This is a genomic window from Haemophilus sp. C1, from assembly GCF_001276515.1.
Lineage (GTDB): Bacteria > Pseudomonadota > Gammaproteobacteria > Enterobacterales > Pasteurellaceae > Haemophilus.
The window spans coordinates 44,647-68,641 of sequence record NZ_LDVZ01000007.1 but is presented as its reverse complement, the minus strand read 5'-3'; the positions used below and the strand labels follow the sequence as shown (position 1 = coordinate 68,641).

General features: G+C 39.4%; 26 protein-coding genes and 1 riboswitch. Of the genes, 10 read left to right on the top strand and 16 right to left on the bottom strand.

Features of this window, described 5'->3' with window-relative positions:
* Positions 1 to 51 precede the first annotated feature (51 nt).
* Together ABW51_RS04395 and trmB are read right to left on the bottom strand one after the other, a co-directional pair.
* Positions 52 to 396, bottom strand: a complete 345-nt coding sequence (locus tag ABW51_RS04395; protein ID WP_053465729.1) for a YggL family protein — start codon at positions 394 to 396, stop codon at positions 52 to 54.
* 118 nt (positions 397 to 514) lie between these two features.
* On the bottom strand, positions 515 to 1,255 hold the full coding sequence (gene trmB / locus ABW51_RS04390; protein WP_053465728.1) for a tRNA (guanosine(46)-N7)-methyltransferase TrmB: 741 nt from the start codon (positions 1,253 to 1,255) through the stop codon (positions 515 to 517).
* 84 nt (positions 1,256 to 1,339) lie between these two features.
* Here trmB and priA point away from each other — a divergent pair, with 84 nt between their 5' ends.
* Positions 1,340 to 3,532, top strand: coding sequence for a primosomal protein N' (gene priA / locus ABW51_RS04385; RefSeq protein ID WP_053465727.1), 2,193 nt, complete (start codon positions 1,340 to 1,342; stop codon positions 3,530 to 3,532).
* A 40-nt stretch (positions 3,533 to 3,572) separates the two neighbouring features.
* Here the strand turns inward: priA and ABW51_RS04380 are convergent, their stop codons facing one another.
* From ABW51_RS04380 to epmB, 10 genes are all read right to left on the bottom strand, one after another.
* Positions 3,573 to 4,619 (bottom strand): AI-2E family transporter, encoded by a 1,047-nt coding sequence (locus tag ABW51_RS04380; protein ID WP_053465726.1) that lies wholly within the window; start codon positions 4,617 to 4,619, stop codon positions 3,573 to 3,575.
* On the bottom strand, positions 4,619 to 4,957 hold the full coding sequence (gene glnB / locus ABW51_RS04375; protein ID WP_053465725.1) for a nitrogen regulatory protein P-II: 339 nt from the start codon (positions 4,955 to 4,957) through the stop codon (positions 4,619 to 4,621). The genes ABW51_RS04380 and glnB overlap by 1 nt, the downstream gene beginning before the upstream one ends.
* A gap of 1 nt (position 4,958) precedes the next feature.
* Positions 4,959 to 5,552, bottom strand: coding sequence for a molybdopterin adenylyltransferase (mog, locus tag ABW51_RS04370; RefSeq protein ID WP_005647046.1), 594 nt, complete (start codon positions 5,550 to 5,552; stop codon positions 4,959 to 4,961).
* 82 nt (positions 5,553 to 5,634) lie between these two features.
* Positions 5,635 to 5,991: a diacylglycerol kinase gene (locus ABW51_RS04365; protein WP_053465724.1), complete on the bottom strand. Its 357-nt coding sequence runs from the start codon at positions 5,989 to 5,991 to the stop codon at positions 5,635 to 5,637.
* Between the two features lie 14 nt (positions 5,992 to 6,005).
* Entirely contained in the window at positions 6,006 to 8,237 is a 2,232-nt protein-coding gene (relA, locus tag ABW51_RS04360) for a GTP diphosphokinase (RefSeq protein ID WP_053465723.1), read from the bottom strand.
* Between the two features lie 76 nt (positions 8,238 to 8,313).
* Positions 8,314 to 9,630 carry a 23S rRNA (uracil(1939)-C(5))-methyltransferase RlmD gene (gene rlmD / locus ABW51_RS04355; protein ID WP_053465722.1) on the bottom strand — a complete coding sequence of 439 codons (1,317 nt, stop codon included), beginning with the start codon at positions 9,628 to 9,630 and terminating at the stop codon, positions 8,314 to 8,316.
* Entirely contained in the window at positions 9,630 to 10,340 is a 711-nt protein-coding gene (gene recO, locus ABW51_RS04350) for a DNA repair protein RecO (protein WP_053465721.1), read from the bottom strand. Before recO ends, rlmD begins: the two co-directional genes overlap by 1 nt.
* Positions 10,341 to 10,342: 2 nt before the next feature.
* Positions 10,343 to 10,747, bottom strand: a complete 405-nt coding sequence (locus ABW51_RS04345; RefSeq protein WP_021034436.1) for an MliC family protein — start codon at positions 10,745 to 10,747, stop codon at positions 10,343 to 10,345.
* Between the two features lie 59 nt (positions 10,748 to 10,806).
* A complete protein-coding gene (gene oapA / locus ABW51_RS04340) occupies positions 10,807 to 12,138 on the bottom strand; it encodes an opacity-associated protein OapA (protein ID WP_082318386.1) in 1,332 nt (443 codons plus the stop codon).
* A 92-nt stretch (positions 12,139 to 12,230) separates the two neighbouring features.
* Positions 12,231 to 13,247: an EF-P beta-lysylation protein EpmB gene (gene epmB, locus ABW51_RS04335; RefSeq protein ID WP_053465719.1), complete on the bottom strand. Its 1,017-nt coding sequence runs from the start codon at positions 13,245 to 13,247 to the stop codon at positions 12,231 to 12,233.
* A gap of 37 nt (positions 13,248 to 13,284) precedes the next feature.
* Between epmB and efp the strand changes: the two genes are divergently transcribed.
* The 9 genes from efp (at position 13,285) to trhP (ending at position 21,232) form a co-directional block, all read left to right on the top strand.
* A complete protein-coding gene (gene efp, locus ABW51_RS04330; protein WP_005635150.1) occupies positions 13,285 to 13,851 on the top strand; it encodes an elongation factor P in 567 nt (188 codons plus the stop codon).
* Between the two features lie 215 nt (positions 13,852 to 14,066).
* Positions 14,067 to 14,158: riboswitch (TPP riboswitch) on the top strand.
* Between the two features lie 74 nt (positions 14,159 to 14,232).
* Positions 14,233 to 14,958, top strand: a complete 726-nt coding sequence (locus tag ABW51_RS04325) for an ABC transporter ATP-binding protein (RefSeq protein WP_053465718.1) — start codon at positions 14,233 to 14,235, stop codon at positions 14,956 to 14,958.
* Positions 14,955 to 15,692 carry an ABC transporter permease gene (locus ABW51_RS04320; protein ID WP_053465717.1) on the top strand — a complete coding sequence of 246 codons (738 nt, stop codon included), beginning with the start codon at positions 14,955 to 14,957 and terminating at the stop codon, positions 15,690 to 15,692. The genes ABW51_RS04325 and ABW51_RS04320 overlap by 4 nt, the downstream gene beginning before the upstream one ends.
* Before the next feature lie 23 nt (positions 15,693 to 15,715).
* Positions 15,716 to 16,660, top strand: coding sequence for an ABC transporter substrate-binding protein (locus tag ABW51_RS04315; protein WP_053465716.1), 945 nt, complete (start codon positions 15,716 to 15,718; stop codon positions 16,658 to 16,660).
* Positions 16,661 to 16,669: 9 nt separating this feature from the next.
* Positions 16,670 to 17,317 carry a thiaminase II gene (tenA, locus tag ABW51_RS04310; RefSeq protein ID WP_053465715.1) on the top strand — a complete coding sequence of 216 codons (648 nt, stop codon included), beginning with the start codon at positions 16,670 to 16,672 and terminating at the stop codon, positions 17,315 to 17,317.
* A gap of 15 nt (positions 17,318 to 17,332) precedes the next feature.
* On the top strand, positions 17,333 to 18,127 hold the full coding sequence (gene thiM, locus ABW51_RS04305) for a hydroxyethylthiazole kinase (RefSeq protein ID WP_053465714.1): 795 nt from the start codon (positions 17,333 to 17,335) through the stop codon (positions 18,125 to 18,127).
* On the top strand, positions 18,120 to 18,929 hold the full coding sequence (thiD, locus tag ABW51_RS04300; protein WP_053465713.1) for a bifunctional hydroxymethylpyrimidine kinase/phosphomethylpyrimidine kinase: 810 nt from the start codon (positions 18,120 to 18,122) through the stop codon (positions 18,927 to 18,929). Before thiM ends, thiD begins: the two co-directional genes overlap by 8 nt.
* A 10-nt stretch (positions 18,930 to 18,939) precedes the next feature.
* Entirely contained in the window at positions 18,940 to 19,620 is a 681-nt protein-coding gene (gene thiE, locus ABW51_RS04295) for a thiamine phosphate synthase (RefSeq protein WP_053465712.1), read from the top strand.
* 232 nt (positions 19,621 to 19,852) lie between these two features.
* The gene (trhP, locus tag ABW51_RS04290; protein ID WP_053465711.1) at positions 19,853 to 21,232 is read left to right on the top strand and encodes a prephenate-dependent tRNA uridine(34) hydroxylase TrhP; all 1,380 of its coding nucleotides are present in this window, start codon (positions 19,853 to 19,855) and stop codon (positions 21,230 to 21,232) included.
* 143 nt (positions 21,233 to 21,375) lie between these two features.
* Here trhP and ruvX read toward each other — a convergent pair whose 3' ends face one another.
* From ruvX to fadR, 4 genes are all read right to left on the bottom strand, one after another.
* Positions 21,376 to 21,801: a Holliday junction resolvase RuvX gene (ruvX, locus tag ABW51_RS04285; RefSeq protein ID WP_053465710.1), complete on the bottom strand. Its 426-nt coding sequence runs from the start codon at positions 21,799 to 21,801 to the stop codon at positions 21,376 to 21,378.
* Positions 21,801 to 22,361: a YqgE/AlgH family protein gene (locus ABW51_RS04280; RefSeq protein ID WP_005627726.1), complete on the bottom strand. Its 561-nt coding sequence runs from the start codon at positions 22,359 to 22,361 to the stop codon at positions 21,801 to 21,803. Before ABW51_RS04280 ends, ruvX begins: the two co-directional genes overlap by 1 nt.
* The gene (rsmE, locus tag ABW51_RS04275) at positions 22,358 to 23,095 is read right to left on the bottom strand and encodes a 16S rRNA (uracil(1498)-N(3))-methyltransferase (RefSeq protein ID WP_053465709.1); all 738 of its coding nucleotides are present in this window, start codon (positions 23,093 to 23,095) and stop codon (positions 22,358 to 22,360) included. The genes ABW51_RS04280 and rsmE overlap by 4 nt, the downstream gene beginning before the upstream one ends.
* Before the next feature lie 61 nt (positions 23,096 to 23,156).
* Entirely contained in the window at positions 23,157 to 23,882 is a 726-nt protein-coding gene (gene fadR, locus ABW51_RS04270; protein ID WP_053465708.1) for a fatty acid metabolism transcriptional regulator FadR, read from the bottom strand.
* Positions 23,883 to 23,995 lie beyond the last annotated feature (113 nt).

The following is a 23,995-nucleotide window of genomic DNA, read 5'->3' as shown; positions in this document are numbered from 1 at the left end:
ATTTTTAATAAAACAGCACAGCAATTTATACCATGCTGTTTTTAAATCAAATTACTCTGCTTTTGCTGGATATTCCCACCAAATATCAAATAACTCACTTACTTCAATTTGTTGCAAACTATTGGTTTCTAACCATTTTTTCACAGTTTCACGATGACTTTCATCACATTTACCAATTTTTTCTAGGCAAACTAAACCTTCCCAATGTAAATACCCGCTACCTTCATAAGCTAGACCATTTGGTTGAATCACTTCGTTAATAAAACGATCAACAATTTCATCTACTGTTTCAATCGCAGTACCTTCTGCAAATTGGAAATTTACAAGAAAACCAAGTTCTTGGAATTCAGCGAGGTGAAGTTTTTTACGTTGACGTTGATTGTAAGATTTAGGCATGGTATTTCTCCTATTAAGGTCGTATTCAAATCAGTATTCTATATTAAATTCGTGAATTTGGCATCGGATTTTCCCAACACCAATCTTCACCCAAAAGTTAATTTGCCCAAAATAGGCTTTATTTCTTCACAAAGTATAAATCCCAAACACAATGACCAAGTCTGTGGCCTCTGGCTTCAAATTTAGTTAAAGGTCTAAAATCTGGTCTTGGAATATAATCACCATTTTTCGAAGTGTTCACTAAATCGGTGTTTGCGCTTAATACTTCTAGCATTTGCTCTGCATAATTTTCCCAGTCTGTCGCCATATGGATAAAACCATTTCCACCTAATTTTTGTACAACTTGTGCCACAAAGTGCGGTTGAACAATACGGCGTTTATGATGCTTTGCTTTATGCCAAGGATCAGGGAAAAATAATTGCAAACCGCCAAGCACACCATCTGCAATACTGTCTCGTAAAATTTCCGTGGCATCATGACAAATCACGCGTAAATTCGTTACGCCTTTTTCCACTGCATAAGCAATACAAGCACCAACGCCTGGAGTATGAACTTCAATGCCAAGATAATTTTTGTCGGGATTAGCAAAAGCCATATCCACGAGCGATTTTCCCATTCCAAAGCCAATTTCTAATACAACTGGATTATCATTGCCATAAATCTTCGCAAAATCAAAAGGTTCCGTTTGATAATCTAAACCAAGTGTTCCCCAGTTATCATTCATCATGTTTTTCTGAAATTCACTCAAACGACCTGTGCGGAGCACAAAACTACGGACTTTGCGTTTATAGCGGCCATCTTCGGTAAATTCTGCGGTTTCAACGGTTTTACGTTTTTGATCAGCAAAAGTTTGTGTCATAAAAATCTTGTTCGTGAAAAAAATTGGCGGCGATTATACCAATTTTTCTCGTATAATAGGGCAAATTTTTTCCCAAGGTTGATTATGAAAATTGTCCGAGTGGCACTGGCTGTGCCGCTTCCTCGTTTATTTGATTATCTCGTCTCCGATAATGTTTTATTACAAATCGGTATGCGCGTTCTTGTGCCTTTTGGCACGCAAAAACGCGTAGCGATTGTGGCTGATTTCCCAACAAAATCAGACATTCCAGAGGATAAACTTAAAGCCATTCTTCAACCATTGGATTTAACTCCACTTTTTACGCCCGTTTATTGGGATTGGCTGCATTGGGCTGCAAATTATTATCAAGCAGGATTAGGCGATGTGTTATTTCAAGCCTTGCCTGTGAAATTACGCAACGGCGAAAGTGCGGTGAAAAATGACCGCACTTTTTGGCGAATTACAGATGCGGGGAAAAATGCTCTTGAACAAGGCGAATTAAAACGCTCGAAAAAGCAAGCTGAAGCCCTACAATGCTTATCTGAAACTGATCTTGAAAAAGGCAATAATGATTTTTCTTCTGCGATTTGGTCATCCTTAAAAGCCAAAGGGTTTATTGAGGAAATGACTATCCAAACCAAGCCCCTAAGCTGGCAACAAAGCTTAGGCAATAACCCAATTGTCAATGCTGAAAATCGCTTAACCTTAAATAAGCAGCAAGCCTTAGCGTTTAGTCAATTGCTCTTTCATTCTGGTTTCAACGTATGGCTGCTTGATGGGGTAACAGGTTCAGGCAAAACAGAAATTTATCTGCAGTATATTGAAGAAATTCTAAAATCGGGTAAGCAAGTATTAGTGCTTGTACCAGAAATCGGGCTAACACCTCAAACGGTGCAACGTTTTAAAGCACGTTTTAATGTAGAAATTGATGTGCTGCATTCTAATTTAACCGATACGCAACGGCTTTATGTATGGGATCGTGCGCGTTCGGGACAAAGTGCCATTGTGATTGGCACGAGATCGGCATTGTTCACGCAATTTTCTAATCTTGGTGCAATTATTTTAGACGAAGAACAGGACGCGTCTTACAAACAGCAAGACAGCTGGCGTTACCATGCGCGAGACTTGGCGATTGTACTGGCTCAAAAACTAAATATTGCGGTATTAATGGGTTCTGCCACGCCAAGTTTAGAAAGTATTAATAATGTACAAAATGGCAAATACCAACATTTAGTTTTATCAAAAAGAGCGGGGAATTCTACCGCACTTCGTCATTTCGTCATTGATTTGAAAAATCAACACATACAAAACGGGTTATCAAAACCCTTATTAGAACGGATGAAAGCCCACCTCGAAAAAGGCAATCAAGTGTTGCTTTTCTTAAATCGTCGAGGCTTTGCACCCGTATTGCTTTGCCATGAATGTGGTTGGATCGCACAATGCCCTCATTGTGAAAAACCTTATACCTATCATCAGCATCAAAATGTATTGCGTTGTCATCATTGTGGCGCGCAAAAAACTATTCCTCGTCAATGTGGCGATTGCGGCTCGACTCATTTAGTAACCACAGGTCTCGGCACGGAACAATTAGAAGAAACCTTGAAAATGCTATTTCCTCATTATTCTGTAGCTCGAATCGACCGCGATAGCACGGCGCGTAAAGGAAAATTGGAGAGTTATTTAGAAGATATTCAACAAGGCAAAAGCCAAATTTTGATTGGCACACAAATGCTTGCGAAAGGGCATCATTTTCCGAATGTTACCCTCGTTGCCTTAGTGAATGTAGATAGTGCATTATTTTCACTGGATTTTCGTGCAGAAGAACGTTTAGCTCAACTTTATATTCAAGTTGCTGGACGAGCTGGACGTGCCGATAAACAAGGCGAAGTCGTGCTACAAACACATTATCCCGATCATCCTTTGCTTACCACCTTATTGGCAAATGGTTATCAAGCTTTTGCCAAAGAAACCTTACAATTACGCCATTCAATGGGATTACCCCCTTTCACTTTTCAGGCGTTATTCAAAGCACAGGCTAGACATTCTGAGCTTGCAGAAAATTGCTTAAGCCAAATTGCAGATTTTTTTCAATCGAAGCAAATTGAGGGATTACAAATGCTTGGCCCTATGCCTGCACCGTTCAGCAAGAAAGCGGAGCAATATCGCTGGCAGTTATTATTGCAACATCCATCAAGAATGACGTTGCAAAAAGCATTGAGAGAATATCAACAAGCCGAACTTGAAAAAAACAGCCAAGTGCGGTTAATTTTGGACGTTGATCCGCAAGACTTATCATAAAAAATGCGGTGAAAATTCACCGCACTTTTATCTCTAAAATCTATTTGAAATCTTCTACATCCCCCAATAGACAGGCATATTTCGCTGTATTGGGACTGGACTCCAAGGCAATTTTTAATGCCATCGTCAAAGGAACAGACAGTAGCATTCCCACTGTTCCAAGTAACCATCCCCAAAACAATAATGAAAGGAATACTACTAAGGTTGAAAGCCCTAATCGTTGCCCCATCATTTTAGGTTCAATAATGTTACCGACAACCATATTGATCGCAATAACACCGACTGCCACGCCAAAGCCAACACCAAAACCATTTAGTAATAAGGCTTGCACAATAATCGGAATAGCCGCAATGATAGAACCAATATTCGGAATATAATTCAACAAGAAACTCAAGGTTGCCCACAAAATGGCATATTGAACCCCACAGGCTTCCAACAAAATAAATACCCCAACACCAGTCAGTAAGCTCGTGATGCTTTTAATTCCAAGATAACCAATTACGCCTTGCAAAACTCGGTCAATATGACGTTCTTCTTTGACTGCATCATAAGGTGTTGAGCTAATCACCATAGCAAATTTATGTTTCATCGTTGGCGCTTCAGCAAGCATAAAAATCACGACCAACACTAAAACAAACACATTACTGACCACACCAGAGAAATTCAGCAATACTCGGCTCACAAAATTCATAATGCTGCTTGGGTCAAAATTTTCTTGGATGGTTTCACGCGAAAGCGTGAAAGGCAGATTGAAACGTTGCGATAAAGCAGTCAAATCACTTATGCGTTGTGAAAGCAAAATCTTATATTGTGGAATAGATTGGGTAAATTCTCTTGCAGTGCTGTTAATCAACCCGACTAAGAAGAAAAACACCAAAGAAATCAAGACGAAAAGTAAAGTAATGGCTAACCAATGAGGGACTCGGCGTTGCGTCATCGCCTTAATCATCGGTGAGCAAATTATCGCGATAAATAGCGATAGCAAGAATGGCACCACAATTTCTGCCGCCAATTTTACGCCAGCTAAGATAATAATTACCGCAGCAATGCCAAGCAAAGTGCGGTGTAAATTTAAATTATTTTGCACTAAATCGCATCCTCGTTTTCTTCGCCCGTGCGAATGCGGATCGCTCGCTCAACGTTATAAACAAAAATTTTGCCGTCACCGATTTTGCCTGTTTGTGCCGTTTCAATAATAGCTTCAATACATTGATCCACAAGCTCATCAGGAACTACCACTTCCAATTTCACTTTCGGCAGAAAATCCACTATATATTCCGCACCACGATAAAGTTCTGTATGACCTTTTTGGCGACCAAATCCACGTACTTCCGTGATTGTCATACCTGAAATACCAATATCTGAAAGACTTTCTCGCACATCATCTAATTTAAAGGGTTTGATCATTGCTTCGATTTTTTTCATGCTATTTCTCCAGATTTTCACGTCTTGCAGATTTAGGACGGAAACTTTCGATGATTTCAGGCTTGGTATCAATATATAAGCCGTTAATCAGTTGCAAACAATAAGGCACTGCGCTGAAAATACCTTTTACAAGCACATTTCCCTCTTTATCTTTCACGCCCTCTAAGGTTTCTTTAATTGCTTTAGGCTGACCTGGAAGATTTAAAATCAGACTTTCCTTACGAATCACGCCCACTTGGCGGGATAAAATTGCGGTAGGCACAAAATGCAAACTCACTTGACGCATTTGTTCGCCAAAACCCGGCATTTCTCGATCCGCTACAGCAAGGGTTGCATCAGGCGTTACATCGCGTTTTGCTGGCCCTGTTCCACCAGTTGTCAGCACTAAATGACAACCTTGTTCATCCACCAGTTCTTTTAATGTTTGTTCAATAACTGGCTGTTCATCGGGAATTAATCTTGTTTCCAAATGGAAAGGATCGACAAGCGCTTGTTCTAACCAAGCCTGTAACTCTGGAATACCTTGATCTTGATATACGCCTGCTGATGCACGATCAGAAACAGACACAAGACCAATTTTTAAAAGTGCGGTCATATTTTTCCTTATTTTTATAAATGATTTTGACGTGATTGAATAAATCAAAAATGCGGTAAAAACTTACCGCACTTTTGAAGGGCTAGAAGAATAAAATTCCGCCCCAAACGATACCGACAATACAAAGGGCAATAAATACCGATGCAGAACCTTGATCTTTCGCACGCCCTGAAAGTTCGTGGCGTTCTGTACCAATACGATCAACTACAGCTTCCACCGCACTGTTTAAAAGTTCTAACGCCATCACAAGCAAAACAGAAGAAATCATCAAGATAATTTCAATTTTTGTTTCGCCTAAAAAGAAAGCAAGAGGAATTAAAATGCAGGCAAGAAAACACTCTTGGCGAAAGGCCGTTTCATTCTTAAACGCACTTTTTAAGCCTTGTAATGAATATTTAGTGGAATTGATTAAATGGGTTAGCCCCGTTGTTTTATACATAAATTTTCCTATTTTTATAAACGTTTCGCCTCGATAACGTCATCTAATTTTGCTAATCGAGCCAATATTTTACTCAAACTTTCAACATTATGGAGTTCAATTTCCATATCAATGGTAGCAAGCTGTTTTTTGGTATCAGCACGGCTTGACACCCCTAATACGCTAATTTTTTCATTTGCTAGAACCGTCGTAATATCACGCAATAAGCCATTGCGATCGCCTGCCACAATACGGATATTAATATGGAAACCACTTGCGTAATTTTCGCCCCAAATAGATTCCACCACGCGTTCTGGATGAGCTGTTTGTAAATCCAAGAACTGTTCGCAATCCGCTCGGTGAATAGAAATACCACGCCCCATTGTGATATAGCCAACAATCGCATCGCCCGGTATCGGCTGGCAGCAACGTGCAATATGATGCATAAGATTGCCCACGCCTTCCACAATCACGTAGCCATTGTTCTTTTCAGATTTCTGCTGAGAATTCACCGCACTTTTGTTAGCAACATGACGTAAAATTTCTTGATCAGCTTCTTCAGCGGTCACTTTAATCAATTTACTTTGCAAGAAATTGATTAAGTTATTTAAACGAATATCGCCACTGCCAATGCCCGCATAAAGATCGTCCAAATTTTTCAAGTTATAGCGTGGTAACGCATAAGGCTCTATTTGCTTAATGCTTAAATTTAAACGCGTGAGTTCATTATCGAGTAATTCTTTACCCGCTGGAATATTTTTATCGCGATCTTGTTTTTTAAACCACGCTTGGATTTTGGCGCGAGATTTTGACGTATGGGTAAATCCTAAATTTGGGTTTAGCCAGTCACGGCTCGGGTTCGGATTTTTCTGGGTAATAATATCGATTTGATCGCCCATTTGTAGCTGATAGGTAAATGGCACAATACGCCCTGCCACTTTTGCCCCGATGCAGCGATGACCAATTTCACTATGAATTGCATAAGCAAAATCTAATGGTGTAGATCCCGTTGGCAAATCCACCACTTCGCCTTTTGGCGTAAACACATAGACACGATCATCAAATACTTGACTGCGTAACTCAGCCATCACTTCGCCAGAATCCGTAATATCATCTTGCCAAGCTAGCAATTTACGCAACCACGCAATTTTTTCTTCGTAGGCAGACATACTGCCTGTATTGCCCTCTTTATATTTCCAGTGTGCAGCCACCCCCAACTCTGCATCATCGTGCATTTGTTGGGTTCGAATTTGCACTTCAATTGGCTTGCCGCCTTTACCCAAAACAACAGTATGAATAGATTGATAACCGTTCGGTTTCGGGTTCGCCACATAATCGTCAAATTCTTTGGGTAAGTGTTTAAATTGAGTATGAACAATCCCAAGTGCGGTGTAACAATCTTGCAATTTTTGCACGATAATTCTGACCGCTCTGACATCATATAAACCGCTAAACTCAAGATGCTTTTTCTGCATTTTGCGCCAAATGCTGTAAATATGTTTCGGACGACCATAGACTTCCACTTGCTCGATACTTTCACGTAAATAACCGCTCAACTCGCTAACGAAATCAGCAATGTAATGTTCACGATCAAGACGACGTTCCTGCAATAATTTAGCAATAGCGCGATATTGTTCAGGATGGAGATAACGGAAGCAGTAATCTTCTAACTCCCATTTCAACTGACCAATCCCAAGACGATTGGCAAGAGGGGCATAAATATAAGAACATTCTTTGGCGGCAAGGACTTTATCTTCTTCGGCGCAACGATGCTCTGCATCACGCAAGAAAGTAATACGTTCGGCAAGTTTAATGATTACGCAGCGGAAATCGTCCACCATCGCTAACAACATACGGCGAACATTATCCACTTGTAATGCGTTAGCGGAATGGCTGGCATTGAGTTGACGGATGTTATCCATTTCCAACACGCCTTTGAGCAATTTAGTGATTTTCGCACCAAATTTTTCTTTTAGGCTTTCCCAATCGGTTAATTTATTTGCAACCACAGGAAACAACATTGCAGTAAGCAATGTTTCCGCATCCATATTAAGTTCGTGCAAAATTTCTACCATTTCCACGCCAGACTGGAGCATCAAAGTCGCATTCTTCATTTCATCGGGATGGGTGCTCATTAAGTCACGTGCGTAATACCACGCATCGATCAAACTTTTTTCTGTTTGTTCTGCCAGTTTTAAGCCAGCGCACCATTGTTCAATCACAAAATCCTGCGGATTTAACAAATGAGAACCACGAACAGCAACCATAACACCCCCTTATTGATGAAGAGCAAGCAACTTCCTGTCGCTTTTATTTGGGTGGATATTGTACCGAATAACCGAGTTATTTTGTAGTGAATAACGTTATCGATTCCAAATGCCCCGTATGAGGGAACATATCTATCACCGCACTTTTTTCAATCTTGTAGCCAAAATTACGTAAAATTTCCGCATCACGCACTAATGTTGCGGGATTACAGGACACATATAAAATTTTCTCTGCTTTCAACTCGCACAAAGCATTTAACGCGAAAGCTGCGCCACTACGTGGAGGATCAAGCAAAATTTTATTGAACGACTGACGTGCCCAAGGTTGTTCAACAAAGGATTGGTCAAGATCGGCTTGGAAAAATTCAATATTCTTGATTTGGTTTCTTGCGGCATTTTGCTCCGCTTTTTGGACCATTTCAAAAACGCCTTCAATTCCTACCGCACTTTTCACGCGTTTCGCGAGAGGAAGCGTAAAATTTCCCATGCCGCAAAATAAATCTAACACGCAATCCCGTTGGTTCAATTCAAGCCAATCCAACGCGGTATTTACCATACGTTCATTTAATGCACGATTTACTTGGATAAAATCACGAATATCAAAATGTAATTTTATGCCATCAGAAAATTGATAATAAGGTGAATCGCCATGGATTTGTTCAATGCCTTCATCACTTTGTAAAAACAGCATTAACTTTTCTTGTTCAGCAAATTTAAGCAATAAAGTGCGGTCAATTTCCGAAAGTTTTTTGGTGTAACGTAACAACATTGCAACGCCATTATCAGCAGCTACAAGTTCAATATGCCCCAACTGTTTCGGTGCAGAAAATTGTTCTAAAAGTGCGGTTAATTTAGGCAGTAAATGATTGATTGCAGGCTCTGCCACTTCACAAGATTGAACGGTAACTAAATCATTGGTATTTTTCTGACGAAAGCCCATGTCGATTTGTTTTGTGTTTGGGTTAAACCATAAACTCAAACGCACACGACGGCGATATGCCCAAGCATCGCCACAAATCATAGGTTGGAATGAAATAGGTTCTGACTGTAATTTGCTTAATCGTTTAAACAATGCGGATTCTTTCGCTTTCCTCTGCATTTCAATAGGAATATGCTGTCCTTGGCAACCCCCACAATGCATAAAATAAGTACATTTTGGTGCTAAACGTTCAGGGCTTTTTACTCGCCATTTTTTTACAATGGCGTGTCCATATTGGCGTTTATCTTCCAAAATACGACATTCCACTTTTTCGTGTGGAAGTGCATTTTCAATAAACCAAGTTTTACCATTAATTTTCGCCACGCCTAAACCTTGATAATCTAAATCAAGAATATCCGCCGTAATGGTTTGAACATTTTTTGTTTTTTGCTTTGGGGTATAAAGAAGAACCATTATTTTAGAAGTAAAATATTTTGAGTGAATAATTCCCGGCTTTTCAACGGTTTATCGCCAAGATAAGGTTTCAGCGCAATACGAGTAAAACGTTTTGCTGCTTGACGTACCGTATCATCAGAAAAATCGAGGGCTTCAAAGGCTAACAAATCTCTGCCGTAAAAAGTGAGATTATCTTTCACTAAAGACGCGATGAAACCTTTTTCCTCACGATAACGATATGTCATTGTGCAATCCACTGGCTCGCCAGACCCTGCACAATGGAGAAAATCCACGCCGTAACCAAGAATTTGTAAAAGTTGAAATTCAAAAAGACGCAACGTTGGTTCAACGTTGGTTTCCGTTGCCAAGCCTGTTAAGCATTTTAAATAATGTTGAAAAAGCGCAGGATTAGGCGTTTCAGACTCAATAACACGAGTGAGTAATTCATTTACATAAAATCCACTATAAAGGGCGATTTGTTGTAAAGGCAGTGTAATTGCGGCAGGTTCAGCTTTGGTAAGGGTTTTCAATGCGCTTTTTCCCGTCCAACGCAACAATAAAGGTGTGAAAGGTTGCAAGACCGATTTCCAAGATGAACGCTTTGCGCGCGCCCCTTTTGCAATGACTGTTAAACGCCCACTTTCTTCAGTGAATAAATCCACCAATAAGCTCGTTTCACTGTAAGGGCGGCGATGCAAAACAAAACCACGTTGAAGTTCGCTTTGCACGATTATTGTCCAGATAAGCGTTCACTTGTTTGTGACACACATTGCGCCGCTAAAATTTCGCCAAGATTTGTTTTTAGAGTACTAAAATCGTCACGCTCTTGCCACATCCAACGAATATTGGCGTAATTTTTACCACGTTCAGAAATCATTAAGGTTAGTTTTTCTGATACGCCTTGAAAAGTAACAGTGACATAATGCAAATTTTTTTTGTATTTTTTATGCGTGGCGTGTACAACACGAACAACTTTATCATCTTGACATAAATATCGGTCAGCTTCGCCTTTTTGTAAGGCTTTATCCACTTTTTCTACTTGCATTTTTTGCGCTTGGGGGGTTGTCACATTCGTATTTTGCGTACAGCCAGCCAGCAAAAGTGCGGTAAAAATAAGAGATGTTTTTTTCAACATAAATCCTACCTTGAGAAAAGAACTTAAAAAGAAAAAAAGGCGATTACTCGCCAAAAAAATTATTTTTTATATTGATAAGAACCATCAGATTGACGAACAAAACGCGCGCCATTGGATAAACGCATTTCATTTACTCGCCCTTGATTATTCACAGATACCGTTACTTTATCGCCAGATTTAAAGCTACTTAATACATTGCCCGCCCCTGCCGCTTTGCTCATTGCGTTTACATCGGAAATATTAAGTTGATTATCACGGAAGACTTGCATCAGTGAAACACCTTTCGGCACAGTTAATGTTTTTGCAGAAAGGCGAGAGGCTGTAGATTTACTCACAGGTTTTGCATCAACGATTTGAACTTTCTTTTCTTTTTTAGCTTGAACAGGTTTGGCTTCAACAATCGGTGCTTTTCCTGCTGTTTTAGCGACGCTTTGTTCCATTGCTTTTGATGGAGCCTGTGCTTTCTCCGCCACTTTCACTTCTTTTTTCGCGGTATCTTTATGCGCAACTTGTGGCTCTACCGTTTTTTTCATCGGTTGAACAGTCACGGTTGATTTTGGCTGTTCTGCTTGCGTTTGTGCAGGTTGCATTTGAGGCTGTTCCGCTTGAGCTGCTTGCATAGACATAACAGATGCCGCAGCCATTTCATTTGGCATTTGAATTGGAGCTTGAACAACATTTTGTTGCATTGGCGCATTTTCTACTGATTGGTTTTGAGCCGTCATATTATTCGCCGATTCATCTACTTTTGGCGCATTTTCAGGTTGGTTAGCTTGCTCTGCCGCCATCTGATTTTGTGTAGGAGGATTATCTAAAATCGTGGTTTCCACTGGCTGACTTTGATCTAACGATTGGAACTGCACAGGAATTTCATTACTGTTAGATTGAGTGAAAGACTCAACGGTGTCAGAACTTGGTTTTAATGCAAAGAAAATAATCAATAAAATAACCAACACAAAAATAGCCATAAACAAACGGCGATGTTTTGCAGGTAATACTTGTAATACTTTCCATTTTTCTGGTTGGGCTAAAATAGGTTTTTCAGCCTTTTCGACGGGTTCATCCGCGTTATTTTCAGCACTGATTTCTTCATCAACCGAAGAAATATTTTCTTCTGTGAAAGAAGGTTGAAGAACTGGCTCTTGTGCTGTTTTCAAATTTTCACTCGGAATTAAAGGATCATTTTCTTGCGTTGATGAATCGCCAAAAGTAGGTTCTTTACGTTGCTGAAAGTTAGTTTGCACGTGATTTTTTTTGGCAAATAACCCTTTTGCTTTACCTAAAATTAACGAACTTGGCTGAATTGTTTTCTTTGGTGTAATTGGCTCTTGATTAAGCCCTAAATCTAATTCATTTTGAGATGATTGTTCATTTTTATCCATAGAATTCACTGGATTGCCCCTGATGCTTGTTCTTATTAATTAGCCACAAAATTGAGAAGCCCAAAAGTGCGGCGAGAAAATTAGGCGTATTTTATCGGATCTTATTCTGCGTATAAAGTCTTATTTGGTTCGCCCGCAATTTCTCGTGCAAGTTTAGGAACAAGATAGCCAGAAGTCAGAGATTGCAAGGTTTTATAGATTTGCATAGCTTCAATATCGCTAATCAAAAAATGGCTTGCCCCTTGCACTTTATCCAGAAAATGCAAGTAATAAGGCAAAATGCCTGTTTGAAAAAGTTTATCGCTCAATATTTTTAGAATTTGCGCATCATCATTCACGCCTTTTAGCAAAACAGATTGATTCAAAAGCGTGACATTCACGGCTTTTAATTTTTGCATCGCATTAGCAAAAATTTGATCAATTTCATTCGGATGATTAATGTGTGTCACCATAACTTTTTGCAAACGAGTTTCTGCTAATAGAGTGCAAAATTCATCGGTAATTCGTTGCGGAATCACAACAGGCAAACGGGTGTGAATACGCAAACGTTGTAAGTGCGGTATGTTTTCCAAATGTTTTATTAACCAAGCCAATTCGTGATCTTTCGCCATTAAAGGATCGCCACCTGAAAAAATCACTTCTTCAATTTCAGAATGCGCCGCAATGTAATCTAATGCCAGCTGCCAGCTTTTTTTATTTCCTGGGTTTTCATCGTAAGGAAAATGTCGGCGAAAACAATAACGACAATTTACTGCACAACCGCCTTTCGCCATAAAGAGCAAGCGGTTTTGATATTTATGAAGAATATTTGGCACCGCATTGGCATTTTTTTCTTCTAAGGGATCTGTGCTAAATCCTTCCGCTTGCACAAACTCTAAATCAGAACACATCACTTGCAAAAAAAGCGGATCTTGCGGATTACCTTTTTCCATTTTATCAATGAAAGGTTGTGGCACACGGAGCGAAAAAAGTTTCCGCGCAGCAATGGATTGCTCAAAATCATCTTCTGGTAAATTTAAGGCTTTTAGCAACAATTTAGGATCTGAAATGGCATTTTTTAGAATTATGAGCCAATTTTGTTCTTCTCTAATGACGGGTTCTTGGGTTAGAATACGCACTTTTCAAACCATCTCTCATTTTTAGGATATTAAAAATATGGCTACATATACTACCAGTGATTTCAAACCAGGTCTAAAATTTATGCAAGACGGCGAGCCTTGTGTCATCGTTGAAAATGAATTTGTAAAACCAGGTAAAGGTCAGGCATTCACTCGTACTCGTATTCGTAAATTAATTTCAGGCAAAGTATTAGATGTAAACTTCAAATCTGGTACTTCGGTTGAAGCTGCTGATGTTATGGATCTTAACTTAACTTATTCATACAAAGACGATGCATTCTGGTACTTCATGCACCCAGAAACATTTGAACAATACTCTGCTGATGCAAAAGCCGTAGGCGATGCAGAAAAATGGTTATTAGACCAAGCAGATTGTATAGTGACTTTATGGAATGGTGCGCCAATTACTGTTACTCCACCAAACTTTGTTGAATTAGAAATCGTCGATACAGACCCAGGTCTTAAAGGCGATACAGCAGGTACTGGCGGTAAACCAGCAACATTAAGCACTGGCGCAGTAGTAAAAGTGCCTCTTTTCGTTCAAATCGGTGAAGTAATCAAAGTAGATACTCGTTCTGGCGAATATGTTTCCCGCGTAAAATAATCATTTAGATGACAAAAGTGCGGTTAATTTCTACGGTATTATTCAGAAATAGTATAAATATCTAAAATGGATAAACCGCATTCAATTTCAATGCCTTTCCGAAGTATAAAATCGGAAAGGCATTTTTTATAAATTTAATTTTTCTAAAAAATCATAAACCAAAGCCAATAAAATTCAGCCTTGTTTTATTTTTCATTGCAGTATAGAATTTTTCCTACTTTTAGTCGGGGTGCCACAAAGTGGCTGAGATGATACCCGTGAACCTGAAACAGTTAGCACTGACGTAGGAAACTAATATGCCAAAATACTTTCTCATTCTTCATACCAATTTTCATTCCTTTTCTATCGTTACCTTTAGTCGTTGATCCTTAGGTTAATGCTATGGTGCATATTCAGGATCTTAGTCTTGCTTTTGGAGAGCAAGTGCTATTTGAACATCTTGATTTAACCCTTTTACCGAATGAATGGGTCAGTTTACTTGGCTGCTCTGGTGTAGGTAAATCAACGCTTTTGAGATTAATTGCAGGGCTTGATATACAAACAAAAATCCAAGGCAATATCATCTCTCATCCAAATATTCGAGTGGCATGGTTACCACAAAAAGATACCCTTTATCCTTGGCTTTCAATTGTTGATAACGTCCAATTAGAAAACGTACTATTTGGGAAAAAATCCCAAAAAACAACTCTTCAAGCAAAAGCAGTTCTTGAACAAGTTGGTATGTCAGAACATCTGCATAAAAACTGTGCTCAATTATCCGGAGGGCAAAAACAAAGAGTGGCGCTCGCTCGAGTATTAATGCAAAACGCTGATTTAATTTTACTTGATGAACCATTCTCTGCCCTTGATGCGATTAGTCGTTACCAATTACAAAACTTAGCCTATGAACTATTAAAAGATAAATCAGTATTATTGGTTACCCATGATCCTCAAGAAGCATTACGCTTAAGCCAACGTATTTTTGTATTACGTTCACCGCAGCCTAATCAATCAGCATTATCCGATGTCATAAAACCTGAAGGTAAAGCACCACGAGAACTTAGCCAAGAAAATTTGTGGATGCTCCAACAGCAATTATTAAATGAGTTATTAGAGGGAAAAAGATGAAACTTAGCCTTCTTAAACCGCTCTTTATTGGAATTATATTGCTGTGTCTCTGGCAACTTATTAGCGTATTAGGTGATTTTCCACATTACATATTTCCTTCTCCGCAAGCTGTATGGCTGCAATTAACTTCTCATTTAGAACTACTTTGGCAGCATACGCAAACCACCTTAATTGAAATTGGCTCAGGGCTGCTACTGGGTTTTCTTTTTGGATTGTCATCAGCCCTATTACTCTCTTTTTCGCCTAAAATATCGTCCTTACTGTTACCAGTTTTAGTGATTTCTCAAGCAATTCCTGTTTTTGCTATCGCCCCAATACTCGTACTTTGGCTAGGTTATGGCATGCCATCAAAAATTGTTATGGCTATTCTCATTATCTATTTCCCTGTAACTGCAGCTTGTTACGATGGCTTACGCAATACGCCTAAAGCTTGGATTGATTTCGCCAAAACATTCAAGCCATCCCCTTGGCGTTTATTACTTAAAGTACGTTTACCAGCCGCTTTACCCGCATTTGCATCAGGCTTTCGCATTGCTGTTTCAGTCGCACCAATTGGCGCTGTAATTGGAGAATGGGTAGGTTCATCAGAAGGGCTTGGCTATTTAATGATCCACGCTAATGCCCGTATGCAGGTAGATTTAATGTTTGCCGCCTTGCTGATCTTAGTGGCAATTTCACTTTGTTTATATTTCAGCATCGATTGGCTACTACGCCGTTTTATTTGGCACGTTTAACACTTCAACAAAAGGAGACAAAAATGAAGAAAATCATCCGTTATTTCAGTCTTGTAATTGGACTCAGCGCCAGTTTTACCAGTTTGGCAAAAGAGAAAATTAGCTTAATGCTTGATTGGTATGTAAACCCTGATCACGCAGCAATCATTGTGGCGCAACAAAAAGGCTTTTTTGAAAAAAATAACTTAGAGGTAGAGATTATCGAACCAGCCGATCCATCATTACCGCCTAAATTGGTTGCTGCAGGAAAAGTGGATTTAGCTATTAATTATCAACCTCAACTTTATCAACAAGTCGCAGAAGGATTGCCTTTAGTGCGTGTAGGCTCTCTGATTTCCAGTCCATTAAATAGCGTAGTAGTACTCAAAAATAGCAATATCAAAACACTTGCCGACCTGAAAGGGAAAAAAGTGGGCTATTCAGTCAGTGGCTTTGAGGATGTATTACTCGATACCATGCTCCACGCCATCGGACTCAGCAACCAAGACGTAAAATTAGTGAATGTGAATTGGTCGCTTTCCCCTTCTCTTTTAACAGGGCAAGTCGATGCGGTCATCGGAGCATTTCGTAATTTCGAACTGAATCAGATCCATTTAGAAAAACAAGAAGGCGTGGCATTTTTCCCAGAACAATATGATGTGCCGGTTTATGATGAATTGATTTTAGTCGCAAACAAAAACAATCTTGCCTCTAAAAAAATTTCCGCTTTTTTGACCGCACTTGAACAAGCCACAACCTATCTACAAAGTCATCCAGATGAAGCATGGCAAGCTTTTGTGAACCATAAACCAAAAGAACTCAATACAGAATTAAATCAATTAGCATGGAAAGATACCTTACCTTTATTAGCAGCTAAACCTCGTCAATTGGATGCCAAACGTTATCAACAAATGGCGGAATTTATGCATCAAAAAGGCTTGATTCCAAAAGCACTTGAATTGAAAGACTATGCTGTCGAATTACAGTAAGGGAAAATGATGATCAACCAACTCATTCAGCAAGCGCAACCTTATTGGAAGCAATATGTTGAGCATGAATTTGTGCAACAACTTGCAAAAGGCACCTTGCCAAAAGCTTGTTTTCAACACTATTTAAAACAAGATTACATCTATCTTTTCCATTACAGCCGTGCTTTTGCTTTGGGCGTCTTCAAAGCGAGAAATTTTGCTGAAATGGACATGCCACGTAAAACGCTCGACATTCTTTGCCAAGAAATCCAATTACATTTAGATTACTGCCGACAATGGGAAATCACTGAACAGGAAATATTCCAAACACCAGAAAGTGCAGCATGTATTTCCTATACACGTTACCTGCTTGATTGTGGAATGACGGGAGGCTTACCAGAACTATATGCCGCCGTGACGCCTTGTGCTTTAGGTTACGCACAAGTCGCCCGCTACATCACAGAAAATTATCCAAAACTACCAAGCAATCCTTATCAAGCGTGGATTGACGCATACTCGGCACCAGAATATCAACAAGCCGCACAAGAAACTGTTGATTTTCTTACCGCACTTTGTGAGCCACTTAATGATTCTCAACTCGCTAATATCCAACAGATTTTTACCACAGCCACTCGAATGGAAATTGGATTTTGGCAAATGGGATTGGATTTAGCATAAAAATGAAGGTGTAAAATGAAATCAGTTTATTTATCAAAAATCCGTGAACAGAATCCATTGATTCATAATATTACCAATATTGTTGCGGCAAATTTTAGTGCCAATGGTTTACTTGCTTTAGGCGCATCACCATTGATGTCTGCTAATATTGAAGAAATGATTGAACTACCAAAAATCAGCCAAGCATTAGTCATCAATATCGGTACAGTCATCGGGCAAGAACGAGATGCTATGTTACTAGCAGGTAAAACGGCTAATTCAATAGGTATTCCAGTGGTACTCGATCCTGTCGGAGTAGGTGCTACGAACTACCGACGTGAAACTATCCGTCAATTATTGGCAGAAGTGAAATTTGCCTTAATTCGAGGTAACGCGGGTGAACTTGCAGCTATCGCAGGTGAAGACTGGCAATCAAAAGGCGTAGATGCGGGACAAGGTAAAACAAATCTACAAGAAGTTGCTCAACGTGTTGCACAACGCTATGGATGTACGGTGCTAATTAGTGGCGAAGTCGATATTATCAGCGATGACCAGAAAACTGCCACAATCCATAACGGTACGCCGCTATTTCCAAAAGTCACCGCATCGGGTTGTTTATTAAGTGCAGTATGCGCAGCATTTTTAGCTGTTGATGGAGGCAAACATTTTTCAGCAACAATCGAAGCCTGTGCTGCTTACACCATTGCAGGAGAGATTGCGGCTAAAAACTTAACTACGCAAGTCGGGCAGTTCCAAATTCGACTACTTGATGAATTAGTTACCTTGACGCCTGATGTAATAGAACAAAATGCAGAGGTGAAATATGTCTAACATTCCACAAACATTGACTATTGCTGGCTCGGACAGCGGTGGCGGAGCTGGCATTCAAGCAGATCTCAAAACCTTTCAAATGCAAGGCGTATTTGGCACTTCAGTGATTACTGCGGTCACTGCACAAAACACACTTGGCGTATTTGATATTCATCCTATTCCTCTGAAAACAATTCAAGCTCAACTGGAAGCGGTAAAAAATGACTTTCAGATTGCAAGTGCCAAAATTGGTATGCTTGGCACAGCAGATATTATTGAATGTGTTGCTGATTTTTTAAGTCATCGCCCATTTGGCACATTAGTGGTTGATCCCGTAATGATTGCGAAAGGTGGTGCGCCTTTATTGCAACAACAAGCAGTTTCCGCATTAATCAAACATTTATTACCACTAGCCGACGTGATTACACCTAATATTCCCGAAGCAGAGGCTTTAACAGGCATCAAAATTTCTGATACAGCTAGCATTCAACAAGCCGCGTTAGACTTGCAAAAACAAGGCGCAAAGAATGTGATTATTAAAGGTGGACATTCGCTCAATTCACAAAGTCAGCAATGCCAAGATTGGATCCTTTTACAAAATGGTGAGTATCTTGTTTTAGAAAGCATTCGTTTCGATACACCACATACTCATGGCACAGGTTGTACTTTTTCAGCCTGCTTAACAGCAGAATTAGCCAAAGGCGCGCCATTAAAAAGTGCGGTCCAAACAGCCAAAGATTTTATTACGGCAGCTATTTCTCACCCATTGAATATTGGTCATGGACATGGGCCAACAAATCATTGGGCTTACAGTCGCCTTTAAGGATTGAAAGATGAAAAATATTCAAGAAATTTTACCGCTCTATTTTGTAGCTGGCACACAAGATTGCCGACATTTAGATGATAATCCAGCAGATAACTTGCTTTCTGTTCTTAAACAAGCTTTAGACGGTGGCATTACCTGTTTTCAATTTCGCGATAAAGGCAAATTCTCACTCGAAAATTCACCAGATGAACAACGATCCTTAGCAATTAGCTGTCGAGATTTATGCCACCAATATGATGTGCCATTTATTGTTGATGACAATGTTGATTTGGCATTGGAAATTGAAGCGGATGGAATTCATGTTGGACAAAACGATACGCCTGTGAAAACGATTCGAGCAAAAACTAATAAACCACTGATTATTGGTTGGTCGATTAACCGCTTAGATGAAGCAAAAATCGGTGAGGAAATATCTGAAATCGATTATTTTGGTGTTGGCCCAATTTTTCCCACTCTATCAAAAGAGAATCCTTCCCCGACGCTAGGAATGGAGTTTATTCAAACCTTGAGAAATGAAGGTATCACAAAACCGCTTGTAGCGATTGGAGGGATAAAACTGGATCATGTGAAAACCTTACGGAAATATGGCGCTGATGGTGTTGCGGTAATCACAGCCATCACTCAAGCAAATGATATAAAACCAACGACACAAGCTTTAAAGGAAGAAAGTAATGCACCAAACTTATAACCAGAATAAAAGACAAGCTATTGTCATAGGGCAAAATTTGTAACCCATCATTTTATTTAATATAGGGTAATTTCAAGCGGTTAAATCTTTATATCAAAACCAGATAAACTGAATTTCTAATTAGGATTTGACCGCACTTTCCTTTACAAGCTAAATATTTTCTCTACAATACCCGACCTAACGATTTGCCTAGTGCAAATCCCTGACCTGAAATCAGACAAAAGAGAATATTATGACAACCCAATTCAAACCAGAATTACTTTCCCCTGCCGGCTCTCTCAAAAATATGCGCTACGCCTTTGCGTATGGCGCAGATGCCGTTTATGCAGGACAACCTCGTTATAGCTTACGTGTACGTAACAATGAATTTAATCACGCCAATTTAAAAATCGGGATCGATGAAGCCCATTCCCTTGGCAAAAAATTCTATGTGGTGGTAAACATTGCACCGCATAATTCCAAACTCAAAACTTTTATTAAAGATTTACAACCTGTGATCGATATGAAACCAGATGCTTTAATTATGTCTGATCCAGGCTTAATTATGTTGGTGCGTGAAAATTTCCCAGATATTGATATTCATCTTTCTGTACAAGCGAATGCGGTAAACTGGGCAACGGTTAAATTCTGGAAACAAATGGGATTAACTCGTGTTATTTTATCTCGCGAACTTTCAATAGATGAAATTGCTGAAATTCGCCAACACGTGCCAGATATCGAACTCGAAATTTTCGTACACGGTGCATTATGTATGGCGTATTCTGGCCGCTGCTTACTTTCTGGTTATATCAACAAACGCGACCCAAACCAAGGTACTTGCACTAATGCTTGCCGTTGGGAATACAAAATGGAAGAAGGCACGACGGATGAAGTGGGCAACATCGTGCCTAAAATCGATCCTGCTCAACAAATCGAAGTGAAAAATGTCGCACCAACCTTAGGCGAAGGTGCGGTAACAGATAAAGTCTTCCTTTACACCGAATCACAAAAGCCAGACGAGCAAATGACGGCATTTGAAGATGAGCACGGCACTTACTTTATGAACTCAAAAGATCTGCGTGCAGTACAACACGTGGAAAAATTGACCGCACTTGGTGTGCATTCTTTAAAAATCGAAGGCCGTACTAAATCATTCTATTATTGCGCAAGAACCGCTCAAGTTTACCGCAAAGCTATTGATGATGCGGCAGAGGGCAAACCATTTGATGAAAGCTTAATGGATACGCTGGAATCCCTTGCTCATCGTGGTTATACCGAAGGTTTCTTACGTCGTCATACGCACGATGAATACCAAAATTACGAATACGGCTACTCTATTTCTGAACGCCAACAATTTGTCGGTGAATTTACCGGTAAACGTAACGAGCAAGGTATGGCTGAAGTGGCGGTGAAAAATAAATTCTTGCTTGGTGATGAAGTGGAAATGATGACACCTCAGGGTAATATCAATTTCAAAATTGAAAAAATGCTAAATCGTAAAAATGAAGAGGTTGATGCAGCACTAGGTGATGGGCATTTTGTGTTCTTAGACGTACCACAAGATATCGACTTAGACTACGCCTTATTAATGCGTAATTTAGTCAATAGCAATACAAGAAATCCACATAATTAAATGACAAAAAATTATTTGTTAAAAAAATGTTGCATTTTTGTATTTTATTATTATAATACGCCACATACCTGATTTGTTAATTCAACAACTCATAGTATGACTCCAAATATTTTTGCCCTTTCAACTTTTGAAAGGGCTTTTTTTTATTCAGAATATTCTGTGACCTCAAACCAACTTTCTAGAATCAAACAAGCAGAGATCCCATCTACCTTGCCTTTTTTTAAGGCACGAAAACCGCCTCTGTCAAAAATTTCACTGCGTGCCTCCGTTGTTGTTAGACGTTCATCTTGCAACTGAACATTAACACCAAAACGACCTTGTAAACGATTTGCAAATTTACGAGCACGCAAAGTCAGCTCTTGTTCTGTTCCGTCCATATTTAAAGGCAAACCAACAACGACAATATCTGGTTTCCATTCTTTCAAGCATTTTTCAATTGCATCCCAGTTTGGAATACCATCTTGTGCCTTAAAAGCAGGCAAGGCTTGTGCTGTGCCAGTAATACTTTGTCCTACAGCACAGCCAATACTTTTGGTACCAAAATCAAAAGCAAGTGCAGTAATCCCCATTAGCTATGCCCCACTTGTGCAAACACAAAATTATGTGGGTGAATACCAAGCAATTGATTCGCCGCAACATAGCGCTCATCATAAGGCATATCAAATAAAATCTGATCGTTCGCAGTCGCGACTAACCAAGCATTATCAGTGATTTCTTTTTCTAATTGCCCAGCCTCCCAGCTAGAGCATCCAAGCGCGATAAGATATTTTTCTGGTGCAAGTTCAGAACCTAGCGTCTCTATCACATCAGCAGAGGTTGTCATTGAAAGATCATCCGTAATTTTATAAGTATGCTGAAATTCATTAGGTGTATTCTTATGTAGAATAAAACCTCTTTCGCTATGCATAGGGCCACCTGCAACTACCATTTCATTGCTAAAAGTGCGGTCATTTTTCATCATAAAATTGAGTTTTGAATAAAGTTCCGCAATGCTTAAATCTGTGGGCTGATTAATCACTAACCCCATCGAGCCTTGCTCATTATGCTCGCACATAAACACCACTGTACGATTAAAATAATCATCTAAGTGTGGCATCGCGATCAAAAATTTCCCTTGTAACTCCATCATTCACCTAAATCTCCAAAACAAATTTGTAGTGCACTGATCGCCGCAAGCGATGCAGTTTCAGTACGCAAAACACGCTTTCCTAATAAAATTTCAGTAAATCCTTGCTGTTCAGTTTGTGCAATTTCTTGTGCAGATAATCCACCTTCTGAGCCAATTAATAAGCGAACGCCTTCAACGGGAATATTCGGTAACGTTTTAATAGAATATTGCGCACGTGGATGCAAATTCAATTTTAGCGCGCCGTCATTTTCTGCACACCAATCTTGCAATTTCATCAGTGGACGAATCTCTGGCACAATATTACGGCCACACTGTTCACAAGCAGCAATCGCAATTTTTTGCCATTGTTGGATTTTTTTATCCATGCGTTCGCCATCAAGCTTTACGCCACAGCGTTCTGACCATAATGGCGTAATCACATTCACACCCAATTCTACCGATTTTTGAATGGTAAATTCCATTCGCTCTCCGCGAGAAATCACTTGTCCCAAATGAATTTTTAAATTGGATTCTTTATCCGCAAACTCACGCCCCAAAATCGCTACCTTTACCGCTTTTTTATTTGACTCAATAATCTTGGCTGGATAAATATGATTAGAACCATCAAAAAGCTCGATTTGTTCGCCTTCTGTCATTCTTAACACGCGTCCTACATGGTTTGCTGCGTCTTCTGAAAGCTGACATTGAGTTTGATTTTTAAGGGATTCAGGATGATAAATTCTTGGTATGCGCATAATGTTTATCTATATTAATGAAAAAGTGCGGTTAAAATTCACCGCACTTTTGATGTTGAAATTAATCCGAAAGGTTCTGCGGCAATCGCTCTAGAATAGCTTTCCAATAAGTTGAAGAACGCAAATTATGTTTACGAATACAATCCACTACCGCATCAGCATTGCCGGCAAGGCAAATTTGTTGCATTTCTAAATAGAATGTTTTTGTAAGTTCTCGGTGTTTTTCTTCTTTAAAAAATAAAAAACCAATTCGTTGGTAAACCCCTTTCAAACTATTAAAAATTAAACGATAAAAGGGTTTGTTAGCCACTACGGTAAATTGACGAAATAATTTGTAATCAAATTCTGTGTAATCTTGCGCCGTATTTTGTAATTGATCTAATTCATCAAAAAGTGCGGCAGATTGCTCTGGAGAATTTTTTACTGCCTCATAAATATAAGATTCAGACATTTTACTGCGTAAAGACAACATATTGTCAATGATCAAAGGTGCTGACTGCATATCTAAACCGATGAGTGTTTCAATAATATTCGGCCCTGCCGTATCCCAGATATTATTTACTTTTGTTGGTTTGCCGTGCTGAATAGTCAGCCAACCATCACGAGCTAAACGTTGTAAAACTTCACGCAAAGTGGTGCGAGTCACTCCGATCTTATCGGCTAAATCACGTTCTGATGGTAAATTACTGCCCGCGGGAAAAACATCTTGCCAAATGCTTTTGACAATATATTCTTCTGCTAAGGCTGCTGGACTTTGGGCTTTTAAAATATCGTTATCGTTTTGCATTACAATTAAAAATCAGATAAAAATCAAAAAAAATGCAATTTTATAAAAAAATTACTCAGTTTTTATTATCCTTTAAAGGGGGATATATTACAATGTTCACGTGATAAAAATAA